This is a genomic window from Mesorhizobium sp. LCM 4576 (assembly GCF_001854815.1).
GTDB lineage: Bacteria > Pseudomonadota > Alphaproteobacteria > Rhizobiales > Rhizobiaceae > Mesorhizobium > Mesorhizobium plurifarium.
The window spans coordinates 15,485-29,822 of record NZ_MDDT01000009.1; the positions used below are offsets into that span (position 1 = coordinate 15,485).

General features: G+C 65.5%; 16 protein-coding genes. 2 read left to right on the top strand and 14 right to left on the bottom strand.

Translation table 11 applies throughout. The annotated features are described in order from the left end of the window. Window positions 1-41: 41 nt before the first annotated feature. The 3 genes from LCM4576_RS03955 to LCM4576_RS03965 are packed head-to-tail and all read right to left on the bottom strand — an operon-like array spanning window position 42 to window position 3,007. Window positions 42-815 (bottom strand): SDR family NAD(P)-dependent oxidoreductase, encoded by a 774-nt coding sequence (locus LCM4576_RS03955; protein WP_041001997.1) that lies wholly within the window; start codon window positions 813-815, stop codon window positions 42-44. After that, on the bottom strand, window positions 812-1,609 hold the full coding sequence (locus tag LCM4576_RS03960; RefSeq protein ID WP_071030638.1) for an SDR family oxidoreductase: 798 nt from the start codon (window positions 1,607-1,609) through the stop codon (window positions 812-814). The genes LCM4576_RS03955 and LCM4576_RS03960 overlap by 4 nt, the downstream gene beginning before the upstream one ends. 3 nt (window positions 1,610-1,612) lie before the next feature. After that, on the bottom strand, window positions 1,613-3,007 hold the full coding sequence (locus tag LCM4576_RS03965; RefSeq protein WP_244510622.1) for a transaminase: 1,395 nt from the start codon (window positions 3,005-3,007) through the stop codon (window positions 1,613-1,615). A gap of 158 nt (window positions 3,008-3,165) precedes the next feature. Between LCM4576_RS03965 and LCM4576_RS03970 the strand changes: the two genes are divergently transcribed. Beyond that, window positions 3,166-3,912: an IclR family transcriptional regulator gene (locus LCM4576_RS03970; RefSeq protein WP_071030639.1), complete on the top strand. Its 747-nt coding sequence runs from the start codon at window positions 3,166-3,168 to the stop codon at window positions 3,910-3,912. A gap of 68 nt (window positions 3,913-3,980) precedes the next feature. On the opposite strand, the gene LCM4576_RS03975 is transcribed toward LCM4576_RS03970, so the two are convergent. Then, entirely contained in the window at window positions 3,981-4,367 is a 387-nt protein-coding gene (locus tag LCM4576_RS03975) for a VOC family protein (protein WP_041006727.1), read from the bottom strand. A gap of 308 nt (window positions 4,368-4,675) precedes the next feature. Here LCM4576_RS03975 and LCM4576_RS03980 point away from each other — a divergent pair, with 308 nt between their 5' ends. Continuing rightward, entirely contained in the window at window positions 4,676-5,635 is a 960-nt protein-coding gene (locus tag LCM4576_RS03980) for a helix-turn-helix domain-containing protein (protein WP_071030640.1), read from the top strand. Between the two features lie 162 nt (window positions 5,636-5,797). On the opposite strand, the gene LCM4576_RS03985 is transcribed toward LCM4576_RS03980, so the two are convergent. From LCM4576_RS03985 to LCM4576_RS04030, 10 genes are all read right to left on the bottom strand, one after another. Further along, a complete protein-coding gene (locus tag LCM4576_RS03985; RefSeq protein WP_071030641.1) occupies window positions 5,798-6,766 on the bottom strand; it encodes a branched-chain amino acid ABC transporter permease in 969 nt (322 codons plus the stop codon). A 5-nt stretch (window positions 6,767-6,771) separates the two neighbouring features. Further along, complete coding sequence (locus tag LCM4576_RS03990; RefSeq protein ID WP_071030642.1) at window positions 6,772-7,665, bottom strand: branched-chain amino acid ABC transporter permease; 894 nt, start codon at window positions 7,663-7,665, stop codon at window positions 6,772-6,774. Window positions 7,666-7,668: 3 nt separating this feature from the next. Continuing rightward, window positions 7,669-8,379 (bottom strand): ABC transporter ATP-binding protein, encoded by a 711-nt coding sequence (locus LCM4576_RS03995; protein WP_071030777.1) that lies wholly within the window; start codon window positions 8,377-8,379, stop codon window positions 7,669-7,671. Beyond that, on the bottom strand, window positions 8,372-9,109 hold the full coding sequence (locus LCM4576_RS04000) for an ABC transporter ATP-binding protein (RefSeq protein ID WP_071030778.1): 738 nt from the start codon (window positions 9,107-9,109) through the stop codon (window positions 8,372-8,374). The genes LCM4576_RS03995 and LCM4576_RS04000 overlap by 8 nt, the downstream gene beginning before the upstream one ends. Before the next feature lie 146 nt (window positions 9,110-9,255). Beyond that, a complete protein-coding gene (locus LCM4576_RS04005; protein WP_071030643.1) occupies window positions 9,256-10,464 on the bottom strand; it encodes an amino acid ABC transporter substrate-binding protein in 1,209 nt (402 codons plus the stop codon). Between the two features lie 72 nt (window positions 10,465-10,536). Further along, complete coding sequence (locus LCM4576_RS04010; protein WP_071030644.1) at window positions 10,537-10,929, bottom strand: nuclear transport factor 2 family protein; 393 nt, start codon at window positions 10,927-10,929, stop codon at window positions 10,537-10,539. Window positions 10,930-10,946: 17 nt separating this feature from the next. Then, window positions 10,947-11,741 carry a MoaF C-terminal domain-containing protein gene (locus LCM4576_RS04015; protein WP_071030779.1) on the bottom strand — a complete coding sequence of 265 codons (795 nt, stop codon included), beginning with the start codon at window positions 11,739-11,741 and terminating at the stop codon, window positions 10,947-10,949. A 13-nt stretch (window positions 11,742-11,754) separates the two neighbouring features. Then, complete coding sequence (locus tag LCM4576_RS04020) at window positions 11,755-12,543, bottom strand: SDR family NAD(P)-dependent oxidoreductase (protein WP_071030645.1); 789 nt, start codon at window positions 12,541-12,543, stop codon at window positions 11,755-11,757. Between the two features lie 180 nt (window positions 12,544-12,723). Beyond that, window positions 12,724-13,311, bottom strand: coding sequence for a YceI family protein (locus tag LCM4576_RS04025; protein WP_071030646.1), 588 nt, complete (start codon window positions 13,309-13,311; stop codon window positions 12,724-12,726). Between the two features lie 41 nt (window positions 13,312-13,352). After that, on the bottom strand, window positions 13,353-14,249 hold the full coding sequence (locus LCM4576_RS04030; protein ID WP_071074452.1) for a hypothetical protein: 897 nt from the start codon (window positions 14,247-14,249) through the stop codon (window positions 13,353-13,355). Between the last annotated feature and the right edge of the window lie 89 nt (window positions 14,250-14,338).

Genomic DNA, 14,338 nt, shown 5'->3' on the forward strand with positions numbered 1-14,338 from the left:
CGGCACCCTCATGCTGGCGGACGGGCAAACCTCAATTCACGTCACACCGCCCTGTTCTGTGTCGGGGCGCGGCCGCCGCCATCCGCGACCAGCACCGCGCCGGTGACGAAGGACGCTTCGTCGGAGGCGAGGAACAGGCAGCAGGAGGCGATCTCTTCAGGCTCGGCGACGCGGCGCAGCGCGATGCGGCTGGTCAGCGCCTTGAACTCCGCGTCGGGCGTCGAGCCGTTGGCGCTTGCGGCGACTTTCATCTCGTAGACGCTCATCGGCGTGCGCACCCAGCCGGGCGCCACCGCGTTGGCGCGGATGCCGTCGACACCATGCGCGAAGGCCACCGAGCGGGTGTAGGAGACGAGTGCTGCCTTGCTCGCCGAATAGGCGGCGTTCTGGCCGCTGGCGTTGAAGGCGCCGACCGAGGCGATGTTGACGATCGCGCCTCCGCGCTGCTTGAGCAGCGGCAGCGCCGCGCGGCAGACCATCATCGAGCCGGTGACGTTGACGGCAAAGCTCTTGGCCCAGGTCTCGTCGCTCAGCGTCTCCGGCTCGTCGAGGATCATGACACCGGCAGCATTGACGACGATGTCGAGGCGGCCRCCGCAGGCTTCGATGGCGCGGGCGATGTCGCGGGCATCGGTGATGTCGCCGCGTACGGCGGTGCCGCCACTGGCCTTGGCCGCTTCATCCAGCACGTCCCCGCCATGCCCGAAGGCGATAACCTTGGCGCCGTGGCGGCCGAACAATTCGGCGGTGGCGCGGCCCATGCCGGTGGCGGCACCCGTGACCAGAGCCGTGCGGCCTTCGAGGCGGCGGCTCATGCGAGCCCCCAATGCCGTTCGACGGCATAGCCGGTCTCTGGCAGGGTCGAGCCGCCRTCGACGACGATGGTCTGGCCAGTGGTGTATTTCGCTTGGCTCGAGGCGAGGTAGAGCATGGCGTAGGCGATGTCATCGGCCTCRCCGAGACGGCCCATCGGGATGAACTGGCCGAGCCTGTCCGCCACCTCCGGCTTGCTCATCGTGCCCCTGCCCGGCTTGGCGATGAAGCCCGGCTCGACGCCGTTGACGGTGATGCCGTCGCGGGCGAACTCGAAGGCGGCGCCGCGGATGAAGGCGTTGACGCCTGCCTTGGCTGCCGAGTAGTGCGCGCCGCCGGCCATCGCCACGCGCGCCGAAACCGACGAGGTGACAAGGATGCGGCCGAAGCCGTTGGCGCGCATCGCCGGGGCGGCCGCCTGCGCCAGCCAGAAGCAGGCCTTGAGGTTCACCGCAAGCGCCTCTTCCAGCTTGTCCTCGTCGAGTTCCTCGACCGAGGCCCAGGGACAGCCGCCAGCATTGTGGACGACGATGTCGAGGCGGCCGGATTTGCCCGCAACATCGCCGACCAGGGCGTGCAGCGCCGCGCGGTCCAGCCCGRCAAGCGCGACGGCGCGGGTGGATAGGCCACGCGCGGACAGCTCGGAGGCAAGCGCCTCGGCGACGTCGAGCGTGCGGTTGGCGATGACCACCGAGGCGCCGGCCTCTGCGAAACGCGTGACGATGGCGGCACCGATACCGCGCCCGCCGCCGGTCACCAGCGCCACCCTGCCCGTAAGGTCGAACGGGTTCGCCATGGCTCAGACGACGCCCGCGCCGCGAACGAGATCGACGAAACGGCCAAAGACTTCCGTATGGCGATCGACATCGACAGACGACGTCGCCGGGCACATCAGGAACATGGTGTGGAACGGCGTCACCAATATGCCTTCGTTCATGTAGAAGGCATGCAGCAGCGTCTCCAGATCGCCGCGCCGGCCGGCAATGACGTCGGCGCCGCTCAGCGGCGGCTTCGGCATGAACATTATCTCGGCGCGGGCGCCGACCTGCGTCACATGCCAGGGCAACCGGTTGGTTCGGATGATGCCCCAGGCGGCTTCGGCAAGGCGCGTGGCGTTGGYGATCATCAGCTCGAAATTGGCCGGCGTCAGCACCTCTTCCAGCACGGCGCGCATGGTGGYGACGGTGAGCGCGTTGCCGGCCAGCGTGCCGCCGATGCCGAGATGCGCCGACTGGCGCACGCGCGGATTGACCATCGGCACGATCTTCCAAAGCCGCTCGGCGATCTCCCGCGAGACGCCGAAGATGCCGGCCGGAATGCCGCCCGCGATCGCCTTGCCGGCGACCAGAATATCCGGCTCCAGCCCGTGCAGCGCGGTGTAGCCGCCGGGGCCGCTGGAGATGGTATGCGTCTCGTCGATGATGAGCACCGTGCCGGTGCGGCGGGTGATCTCACGCAGCGCCGCGTGAAAGCCGTCGGCGACCGGTATCATGCCGAAATTGGTCATCAGCGGCTCGGTAAGCACGCAGGCGACGTCACCATGCGACAGCGCTTCCTCGAGCGCCGCGACGTCGTTGAACTCGACCACCCGGGAGACGGCCGAATGATCGACGCCGTTCGGGTGGATCATGTTGCGCATGCCGATCCTGCCGTCGCGGATCTCGACATGCGCCTCCTCGACGCCGCCATGATAGCAGCCGGAAAAGACCAGCACCTTGGGGCGGCCGGTGATCATGCGCGCGATGCGGATGGCGCCGCGATTGGCGTCGGTGGCCGACGTCGTCAGCGTCCAGTAGGGCAAGCCRAAGCGGCGCGCGAGCTCGGCGCCGACCCAGAGGCTGTCCTCGGTGGGCAGCATCATGGTGGTGCCGTTCTGCAATTGGCGGAGCGCGGCGCGCGTCACCGCCTCCGGCGCGTGGCCGCACATGCCGCCAGTGTCGCCAAGCGCGAAGTCGACATAGTCGCGGCCGTCAATGTCAGTGATATGCGCGCCGCTTGTCGAAGCAGCGTAGACCGGGAAGCCGCCGGCCCAGCGCCGCATCCAGTGCGACGGCCCGCCATAAAGAAAGTGCTTTTTGCCTTCCTCCCATGCCGCCGCCGAGCGCGGATGCGTGTCGAGGAACCGCGCCTGCTCACGGTCGAGCAGGTCTTCCGTCGTTGCTGATTGCAAAGCTGTCTTGCTGGCGGCCGTCACGGCGCTGAACTCTCCCTGGCGCGCCAAATTCCGGGGCGCATAGCCGTTCCCAGTCGGTTCATTATTTGAACCAGTGTTTTGTATGTTATGAACACACTGGAGGCAGGGAGGGCGCCTGTCAAGTTAATTCACATGCGAAGTATCTTGGAGGATGCGCGATGAGCACGGTGGGCAAGGCAGTGTCGCTGCTGGAGCTGTTCACGCTGCACGAGCCGGAGATCGGCCTCTCCGATCTCGCCCGCCGCGCCGGGCTCGACAAGGCCACCRCCAGGCGGCTCCTGACGGCGCTTGCCGCGCACCGGCTGATCGAGCAGGAGCCGCRCAGCCGCCGCTATCGGCTGGGTGCCGGCCTGTCGCGGCTCGCCCGAATCCGCGACGCGCATTTCCCCTTCGTGCGCCTCGCAGCGCCGGTCATCCGCGAGCTGGCGCAAGAAACCGGCGAGACGGTACATCTGTCGGAGTTCAGCGCCGGCGCACTGCTCACCGTCCATGTCGCGCTTTCGGCCAAGGCTAATCGCGTCAATGTCGATGTCGGCCAGGTGCTGCCGCTGCATGGCACGGCCTCGGGCATCGCCTTCCTTGCCGCCTCGCGCCTGGAGGTGGCCAGCGCCTATCTGGAGCAACCTTTGCAGGCCTTCACCGCGCATACGATGACAGAGCCGGACACGCTGGCCAAAGCCATCGCGTTCGCGGCCGCAACCGGCTATTCGCGCAGTTCGCAGGGCTATGAGGAAGGCGTGCWCAGTATAGGTGCCGCGATCCTCGGCGCCGACGGCCAGCCGATCGGCACGCTGTCGATCGCCTCCCCCGTCTCGCGTATCGACGACCATCTGGCGGCCAGTCAGGGCGAGGCGGCGACCAGGGCAGCACGGCTGATCTCGGCGCGGCTGACCGGCGAGGCATAAGTTCATCTCCGCCGTTGCGGCCGGTATCGTTCGGTGCTGCCGACGCCAGACGTTCTCGTTCCTGGCCGTCAAACACCGTCCTGGTAGAGTTCGATCGGAAGTCCATCGGGATCGGCGATGAAGGTGAACAATCGGCCCGTGTAGGGATCTGTTCGGATGGGCTCCACCTCAACGTCGCGCGACCTAAGCAGCCCGGCGGTTGCCTCGACCGAGGCAACCGCGAACGCAAGATGTCTTAATCCGCAGGCCTCGGGCCTGCTGGGCCGGCCTGGCGGATTCGGGAAACTGAACAACTCGATCTGGATGGGGCCATGACGCAAATCGCATTTCCAGGACTGCCTCTCCGGGCGCCAGTTTTCGGCGAGGACGGCGAAATCGAGCTTGTTGGTGTAGAACTGCTTGGACGTTTCGTAGTCACTGCAGATGATTGCGACATGATGGACAGCCAGGAGCATCAAACGGGTCTCACGTGAGCTTCGATAAGGGCGACGCAGCAGACTCGCATCGGGCACGCCTTTGACGCAACCAGGTACCGACACCGGCATCGAGCGGCCAGAGAAACGTACCGAGTCCCGGCCTTGCTAGGACCTTCTCGCTTGCGCCGAGCGCTTCCTTGGTCACCGAGCGCGAATGAATTTCTGCCGTTGCGATGAAGATGCTTAGCATGTTAACTTATTTGCCGGTTGCATCGGCGCTGCCGTTGCGTCTCAATCCCGCGAAAAGAGGCCACGAAAAAGGGCCACGAAAAGACGGGGCGAAACTGATGGAGGAGACTATGCTCGGCCACCATGTGAGCGTCGCCGACGGCGAGGCTTTCCTGTCCGCTTCGCGGATGCTGTTCGGCCCTATCACGCAGCGGTTCTCGCGCGGTGAGGCACCCTCGCTGCCGAAGCTGGTCTCCGTCAATCTGGGCTCCTGTCGACTCTCCGAGATCAGGGCGAAATCGCACCTCGTGGTCAACGACCGTGCCTTCTGGCGCAGCTTCGATCCCGACGCGATCAAGATCCTGATGCAGCTCAAGGGCCGCAGCCGCTTCGAGCAGCAGCAGACGGCGATCGATCTCGGGCCGCGCGCGGCGATCATCTACGATCCGGTGCGGGCTTATTCGCTGCAGAACCTCTCCGACGTCGACCAGCTCATCCTCCAGGTGCCGCGCTCGACCTTCGGCGACGAGACGCTGGCCCGTCTTTCGGCGCCGGTGYCGCTGCCGGGCGAGGGCGACAGCCTAACCCATWTCGTGTCCGGGCTGATGCAGATGGCGATCGGCGAAGCGCACAAGCTCGACGAGGCCGGCTGCCGCCGCGTCGGCGAAAGCCTGATCCAGCTCGTCAACGGCCTGATCCAGGCAAAGCCCATGGCGCCGGAATTCCGCCGCTCGCCGCTGGAAGCGCTGCGCGAGCGCATCGTCGCCTATATCGACGCCAATCTGGCCCGCAGCAGCCTCTCGGCCGAGGACATCGCCCGCCATATGGGCTGCTCCCGGCGCTACCTGCACCGCGCCTTTGAGGGCGAAGGCATGACGCTGGAGCGCTTCGTCTGGGACAGACGGCTGGAGCGCAGCAAGGAGGAACTTCTCTCCCCCGCCCGCGCCTCGGTATCGATCTCCGAAATCGCGTTTGCCTGCGGCTTCAATTCGAGCGCGCATTTCTCGCGTGCGTTCAAGAGCAAGTATGACGTGTCGCCACGGGAGTTGAGGGAGCGGATGCGCACCCTGGTGCATTAAGTAGTTTCGGCTGGAGTTTTAGCAGATACAGCAAGCCGTTCCCGCCCTTGGCAGGCACCCGGTGTTCCAGTTTCCATCAGTTCTCGCAGATAGCTGAATCCTCGGCTTGCAGCTCTTGCGCTGCAACCGTCGACAGCGCCTAGTTCGGGGTGTGCACAAATTTCAAGCCGTGCGCGCCTTGCCGACAAAACTCCGCATCAGCCCCCTTGGCAGGAACAGCATCGCCAAAATGATTGTCAGCCCCGAAATCACCGGGTGATAGTCGGGGACGACGATGCGGGCGAGATCGAACACGGCGTACATCACCAGCGCGCCGAGGATCGGGCCGAGCAGCGTGYCGGTGCCGCCGACCACCGTCATCATCAAGGGCAAGAGCATCCAGTCGAGGTCGAACACCGAGTCCGGCCCGACATGGAAGATGTAGAAGGTATAGAGGCTGYCGGCGACGCCGGCGATGAAGGCGCTGCCGGCGAAGGCTGCGACTTTGACCTTGAGCGTGTCGATGCCGTTGGCGGACGCCGCCATCTCGTCGTCGCGCACGGCGATCAGGGCAAGGCCGTAGCGCGAGCGCATCAGCGCGCGGATGGCCAAGGCGGTGGCGACCATAAGGCCTAGCCCGACCCAGTAATGCGGCCGCAGCGTGTCGAAGCTGCTTGCCGGGGCGACGATGCCGAAGGCGCCGCCGGTGAAGTCGCCGCCATTGACGAAGATCACCTTCACGATCTCGCCGAAGCCGAGCGTGCCGAGCGCGAAATAATCGCCATGGAGTTTCGACAGGAGCGGCAAGCCGATGAGGACCGCCGCGAGTGCCGCGACGAAGCCACCCAGCAGCATTGTCACCGGGTCGAAATAATAGATGTTCGGATGGCTGTCATAGAGCGAGCCCCAGAGATAGTTCCCGCTCCACAGGATCGCGGTGGTATAGGCGCCGAGGCCGAAGAAGGCATGGCTGCCGAGGCTGATCTGGCCGCCATAGCCGGCGACGAGGTTCCAGCTTTGCGCCATGACGGCGTAGAGGAAGACGAAGAACAGGAAGGAGAAATAATAGGCGTCGACAGCGCCGGGCAGGAACGGCAGCAGCGCCAGCGCCGCGATGACGACGATTGCGATCCATTGCGAGGGTCGGCTCATCGTTCTCAAGCCTTCTTGTAGGGACGGCTGAACAGGCCTTCCGGTTTGAACATCAGCACCAAAAGGAACACGCCGTAGGCGATGGCGTTCGTCCAGCCGCCCGAGATGAAGAACTGGACATAGGCTTCGATCAGGCCGAGCAGGATGCCGCCGGCCAGCGCGCCGGTGACGTTGCCGATGYCGCCCAGCGCCAGCGCCACCAGCGCCTTGAGGCTGAAGATGAAGCCGGCGAAGGGGTTGAACGGAAAGGTGGTTGCGACCGCGACGCCGGCGGCGCCCGCCAGCGAAATGCCGATGGCGAAGGCAATCGCATTGACGCGGTGYGGGCTGATGCCCATCAAAGTCGCGGCGTCCATGTCTTCCGAGGCGGCACGCACCGCCTTGCCGACGATCGTCTTGCGCAGGAAGAGCATGACCAGGCCGGTGCCGGCGAGCGCGATCAAAAAACCCATCGAGCGGGTGAAGGAGGTGCGCACGCCGAAGAGCTCGATGCCGCTTGCCGTATAGCTCGTCACCACGCCGGCGGTGTTGCCGCCCCAGATCACMGTCATCAGGTTCTGGACCAGGAACATCAGGCCGACCGCGATGAGCAGCGAGACGTTGCGGTCTGCTTCAGCGGCGGCCTTGCGGAACAGGCCCTGATAGATCAGCCAGCCAACGCCGAGCCCGACCGGCACGACGATCAACAGCGACAGGAACGGGTCGACGCCGAGGCCGTAGAAGAGCGCGCGCACGAAATAGGCGGCCAGGATGATCATCGCGCCCTGGGCAAGGAAGATCAGCCGCATGGTGCCGAAGATGAGGCTCAAGCCCACGGCGGCGACGCCATACATTGCGCCGCCGAGCGCGCCGTTGAGCGACAGCTGGAGCAGGATCTCGGGTGGCGGGAGATTGACCATGTTCTACTCCAACACGCCCATATAGGCCTTCTGGATTTCGGGATCGGCGATGAGTTCGGCGCCCGTGCCTTGCATGGCGAGCGAGCCGGTCTTGAGCACGAAGGCGTAGTCGGCCACCTTCAGCGCCTGATGGATGTTCTGCTCGACAAGCAGGATGGTGACGCCTTGGCCATGCAAAGCCTGGATGAGCGCAAACATCTGCTGCACGACGAGCGGGCTGAGGCCCAGCGACGGCTCGTCGAGGATGAGCAGCGACGGTTCGGACATCGTGGCCCGCGCGATCGCCAGCATCTGCTGCTCGCCGCCGGAGAGCGACCCGGCCTTCTGGTGCGCGCGTTCCTTCAGGCGCGGGAAAAGCGTGTAGGCTTTCTCCAGCAGCTGCTTGGTGCGCGGGCGAGCCTTGGGCTGGAACGCGCCGAGCTCGAGATTTTCCAGCACCGTCATCTGGCGGAACAGACCGCGCCCTTCCGGCACATGGGCGATGCCCAGGCGGGCGATCTCCTGCGGCACCTTGCCTGTGATCGACTGGCCCCAAAGCCGGATGTCGCCGGCGTTGGGCTTCAGCAGGCCGGAAACGGTGCGGAGCAGTGTCGTCTTGCCGGCGCCGTTGGCGCCGACCAGCGCGACGATCGTGCCGGGATCGACATGGAGCGACACGCCCCACAGCGCGCCGACGTCGCCATAGGCGACCTCGAGATTGCTTATTTCAAGCAGCCGGYTCGCCAAGATAAGCCTCGATGACTTTGCGGTTTTGCGTGACGTCGCGCGGTGTGCCGTCGGCGATCTTCTCGCCATGGTCGAGCACGATGACGCGGCTGCATACTTTCATGATGGYGTCGACCTTGTGCTCGACCCACAGCATTGAGATCCCACGGTCGGCRCGCACACGGCGAATGACGTCGACCATGCGCTGGATCTCGGTCGGGTTGAGGCCGGCCATCGGCTCGTCGAGGAGCAGCAGCGCCGGATCGGAGGCGACGGCGCGCGCAATCTCCAGCATGCGGCGGTCCGACAGCGTCATATGCGCGGTGCGCATATCGCGCCTGGCGCTGAGGCCGACCAGCTCCAGCGCGGCGGTCGCCGCCTCGGTCGCGTGCTTGACGCGGCCTCCTGCCCCGTAGACGGCGCCGACCATGACATTCTCGAAGGCGGTCATGGTGAGGAAGGTGCGCACGAGCTGGAAGGTGCGGGCGATGCCGAGCCTCGAGATGCGGTGCGGCGCGATGCCGGTGATGTCCTTGCCGCGGAAGGACACGCGCCCTTCGGTCGGCGCGTAGATGGCGGTAATGACGTTGAAGAGCGTCGACTTGCCGGCGCCGTTCGGCCCGATCAGGCCAATCAGCTCGTTGGCGCCGACGGCGATATCGATGTTGTTGAGGACGACAAGCCCACCGAAGCGCTTCTTGACCGCCTCGAGGCGCAGCAAGGTTTCGTCCGCCTGCATCGTGTTTTCGTTTCCTTCCAGCGGAAGCGCCGAGGATTCGGCACTCAAACCGCTCAATTGCCGAGCGACCCAAATGTGCGGGCGGGAAGCGAACGGGCGCCTGGCTTCGCAATCAGGCGCCCGCCGCTTCCACCGCATCCGCTCGTTCAGCGCTTGTCCCAGGCCGGGGCCGGCTTGTAGGTCCAGTTGCCGTCCGGATAGATGAGCTGGTGCTTGCCTTGCCACCATTGCGTGGCAACGCTCGGTATCAGGGCGAAGCCGGTGTCGTCGAACTTGAGGTCGCCGACCACTGTGTCCTTGAACTCCTGGCCGAAGATCGCGTCGTGGATGGCGGTGGCATCGGTGCTGCCGGCCTTCTCGATGGCCTGCGCCAGCACCTGCGCATTGGCGTAGAATGCGCCGACGGTGACGGAGTCCTTCTTGAACTCGGCCTCGTAGCGGTCGCCGAGCTCTTTCGCGCCCTTATAGGGATAGCTCGCCGACCAGAAGCCGTCGGTCAGGATGTAGTCGGAATCGGGTCCGAGCGCCTCGTGGAATTCGCCGGTCCAGGTACCCTTCCAGCCATGCAGATAGGGCACGGAGAAGCCGAGCTCCTTCATCTGCCGCAAAAGCGTGACAGTGTCGGCCGGCGAGCCGAAGACCAGCATGGCGTCGACATCGGCGGCCTTGAGCTTGGTGATCAGCGCCGAATAGTCGGTGGCGCCGATCGCCCAGGGATCGTCGACGGCGAAGCTGTAGCCGTATTTCTTGGCCGCCGCCTCGAAGGCGCCGCCGAAGCCCTTGCCGTCGGGCGAGTCTTCCGAGACCAGCGCCGGATGCTTCGGCTTCTCATTCGCCGGCAGCTTGTCCCATATCTGGAAGGGCACCTCGGCGCCAGGTCCCGGATGGAAGAAGAACAGCGCCGAGTATTTGAGCTTCAGCGGCTGCCACTCGAAGGGAAAAGCCGTCGTGATCATGTAGAACTTCTTGTATTTTTCCGCGACGATGGCGCCGGCGATGTTCATCGGCCCGGAATGCGTCGAGAGCAACGCGTCGACCTTCTGCACCTTGATCAGGTTTTCGAGCGCCGAAGCGACCTTGCCCTCCGAGCTCTCGTCGTCGGCGACGACCAGCCTGAYCGGCAGCTTCTTGCCGGCCGACTTCACCATGATGCCGCCGGCCTTGTTGATGTCGGCGACCGCCTGCTCATAGGCCCATTTCTGCTCCTTGCCGTCGCCGGCCAGCGRCCCGGTGAGCGAGATCGGCGCGCCGATGACGATCTCGTCGCCGGCGGCATTGGCGACGAGCGTGCCGCCGGCGGTCAGCGCGGTGGACAGCAAAAGGCCGGCCAGCATTCCCTTCAGACTGATTTCCATTGTCATCCTCCCAGATTTTTTCATCGGGCCGATCCTCCCAAGGCCAGGCCCGCATTCACTCGTGCCGACGCCTCAGCCCATCGCGGCCGCGACCAGCCTGGTGTCGGTGAACTGCTCGAAACTCACGGCCTTGCCGTCACGCATCTCCCAGACATGGACGACGCGCGCCGTCATCGGCTTGCCGGTCTTCCTGTAGGTGCCCGAATAGGTGCCGATGCCGACGATGGTGGCGCCGCCGTCGACCAGTTTTTCCAGCGCGAAGGTGTAGCCGTCCCAGTCCTCGCCGATGCGCTTGAAGACGCCGGCGATGACGGCATCAGGGCCGACATAGGTGCCGGCATAGGGAAAGCCTGCCATTTCGGTCCAGGCGGTGCTTTCGGTGACCGGCGCCATCATCATCGCCAGATCCTTGGCGTCGGAGCCGGCGTAATGGGCCTTGATGGCGTCGTAGTTCTTGTTGCTCATGATGCTGACCCCAACACTCACACGGGCTCCTGGCCCGGGTCGTAAACGGCCCTGGATTTCTTCTCGATGAAGGCGCCGGCGGGCTTGTTCTCGACCTTGCCCTGGCTGGTCACGCCGAGAAACTTGCCGGTCGAGCGCATCGTGTCCCAATTGTAGAAGAACAGCGACGCGACCGGGATGATGAACTCGCGGAAGCCGAAGACATAAAGATTCTCGGCGAACTTCCAGGTGGTGGCGAGATCGACGTCGCCATGCCCGCGCTGGACGCCGACGAGGTTCTGCCAGGCGTAGCGCTGGGAGCTCAGATAAATGTGCTCGTATACATGGTTGGGGCTGTAGGTGTAGTGCGCCGTCAGCCCGATCAGGTCGCGCGTCGGCGCCGGCTCGCGACCGGTCGGCGGCACGGCGGGGTCGCCCAGCACGCCGGCGGAATAGGTCTGCGCCACGCGCGGCTCGCCCTGCGCTTCGCCGGGTTCACGCACCCGCTCGCGCACCGACAGAACGCGCCGCGTTTTCGTGTCGACGATGAAGGCTTCGTCCTCGGCCGGCCTCGCGGCGAAGGTCATGTTGATGAAGAAGACATGCGGCGCGACTTCCAGCGCCTCGTACCAGTCGGCGCCGGCCTCTGCGCCCTCGCTCCAGGCCACGGTGTCGGCGGCGGTGAAGGCGAGATCGATGGTGCGACCGGTCTTCAGCGTGATCTTGAAGGTCTGGCCGCGCAGCGCATCCGTCGTCGGCAGCCGGTTGGTGGCAATGCCGGCGGCGAAATCGTCGAAATGCTTCCAGTCGGCGGGTCTGTTCTGGTCGTTCATCGCCATCTCCAAATCAATCGACAAAAGCGAGCGTCGGCAGGTCGACCACGGTGGCGCCGCCATCGACGGTCAGGATCGAGCCATTCATCATCGCCGCCTCGCTCGAAGCGACGAAGCAGATGACGTTGGACACTTCTTCCGGCGTCGCCGGCCGGCCGAGCGGCACGTCCTTGGTGACAAGCCTGTAGGCTTCCTCGATCGAGCCCAGCCGGTGCTTGTCGACAATCACCTGCATCTGCTCGTCGGCCATGGCCGTCGCCACCCAGCCGGGGCAGATGATGTTGGTGCGCACGCCCTGGCGGCCGTAGTCGCGCGCCAGCGATTTGCCGAAGCCGACGCAGGCATGCTTCATGGTGACGTAGCCCGCCGCTGCCGGTCYGGCGAACAGGCCGGCGATCGAGGCGACGACGACGATGTTGCCTTTGCGCGCGATCAGATCGGGCAGGCATTCGCGGGCGCAGACGAAAGCGGTATCGAGATTGGTGCGCGTCGCCAGCGCCCAGGTCTCGTCGCTCATCGTCACCGTCGGGCCGACGCCGTGGCCGCCGGCATTGGCGACGAGGATATCGACCGGGCCGATCTTGTCGTGAACCTCGGCAACGGCGGCGCGCACCGCCTTGGCATCGGCGGCGTCGCCCTGCACGACCAGCCCGCCAATATCCCTGGTTACGGCCTCGAGCGGCTCTCGCCGCCGCCCCATCAGCACGACTTTGGCGCCCTCTGCCGCCATGCGCCGGGCGACAGCGGCGCCGATGCCGGTGCCGCCACCGGTGATGAAGGCCGTCTTGCCGGAAAATCTCATGCCACGGTCCTTATGGGCACGCGCCCAAACGTTGCCGATCGTTGACGTGGAGTGTGCGACGGTTGCCTTTTTCCGTCTTGTCCGACCGGGAACTTTGTTTTGACTGAGAGCGCACTTCTGCGCTCCTTCGGATGCCGCGCGGCCTTGCCGCGCGGCATCATGCGTCTGGCTTCCAGCGGCCTATTTCTTGACCGCCTCGACATCGATGACGATGTCGACCTCGGGCCCGAGGCCGAACCCATCGGCGGCCTTGGCCATTGGGAAGTCGGCGGTGCTGACCTTGCCGGTGGCGCTGAAAGCCGCCTTGGTCAATGTCGCGTCCCATGGCGCCGGCGCTTCGTTGAGCAGCTTGACGTCGAGCGTAACCTCCTTGCTGACGCCGCTGATCGTCAGGTTGCCGGTGACCTTGCCGGTCTTGTCGTCGACCTTCTCTACCTTGGTGCTTTCGAAGCTGATGGTTGGAAACTCGGCGGCGTTGAAGAAGTCGGGGCCTTTCAGGTCGCTGTCGCGCTGGTCGAAGGCGGTGTGGACCGAGCCGACATCCAGCTCGGCCTTGACGCTGCTTTTGGTGACGTCCGCCTTGTCCATGACGATCGAGCCTTTGACCGCGTCGAACTGGCCGTGGGCGATGCCATAGATGCCATGCTTGACGGTGAAGGTGACCCAGGCGTGCTGGCCGTCGATGTCGTAATTATCGGCATGCGCCGCGGCAGTCAGGATCGATGCGCCGGCGAAAGCGAGCGCGGCAATCAGTTTTGTCGTCCTCACATGTTTTCTCCCTGTTGTTGGTTGTTGTGTTTGGATCCGGCTCAGGAAAAGCCGAGGGCGGCCCCATGCGGCGCCCAGACGATCGCCGTCACGATGGCCAGAATCGCCGGAACGGCGATCAGGATGCCGGCGACCAGCGGCCGCAGGGGCCGTGCGCCGGGAAGCAGGTTTTGCAACGGGCCGCGCACGAGCGCGACGGCGAGCGGCGGCAAGGACGACAGGACGAGCGCGGCGGGATTGGCCTTGGGCGCGAGCAGCGCCACCTGGACCAGCACCGTCGCGGCGGCGTAGAGCAACAGGAACTCGACGCCCCTGCCCCATGGCGCGGCCACGCCGCCGCGAAGCGTCGTAAGATACTGCACCAGACACCAGCCACCGACCAGCGCGGCAATCGAGCCGAGCAGTTGCCCGGTGACGATCGAGGCGCCAAGCACCGAGACGATGGCGCCGGCGAGCGACAGCGCAAGCACCGCCGCTGGCGCGAGGAATGGCTCCTCGGGCGACGGCGATGGCGAGGGTTGCTGTGCGGTGAGCAGTGCAGCGCCGACAAGCGCTAGCAGCCCGACGGCAAGTGCTGCGATCAGTTGCACATCGAGAGCGCCGCCGGCCAGCCGCCGCCAACCGAGCCACAGGAAGGCCGCCGCGAAAGCGACGACGGCGGGAAGACTCGTTGCGCGTCCCAACACCCGCTCGGGCAGCAGGCCGATGACGATGCCGGCGAAGGCGAGATAGATCAACTTCTGACTGGCGGCGACAGGCAGCATGACCGGTGGCCCGAGCGTGTCCCAGTAGAAGAACAGGAGCAGCGCTGCCCACAACAGCGTCAGCACCGGCGATGCCGCCGGCAAAACAATGCGCGCGGCGAGCGCCAGCGCGATGCCGAGCAGCAGCGGCAGCGCGGCCGTAGTGACCATCGGATTGCCGAGAACCGCGCTCAAATCGTCTTCACCTTCCAGGACCCGCGGAGACGTGCCAGCGTGGCCGATCTCATCCCGCGATCTTGATTGGCCTTGGGCGAGCCGTCTTG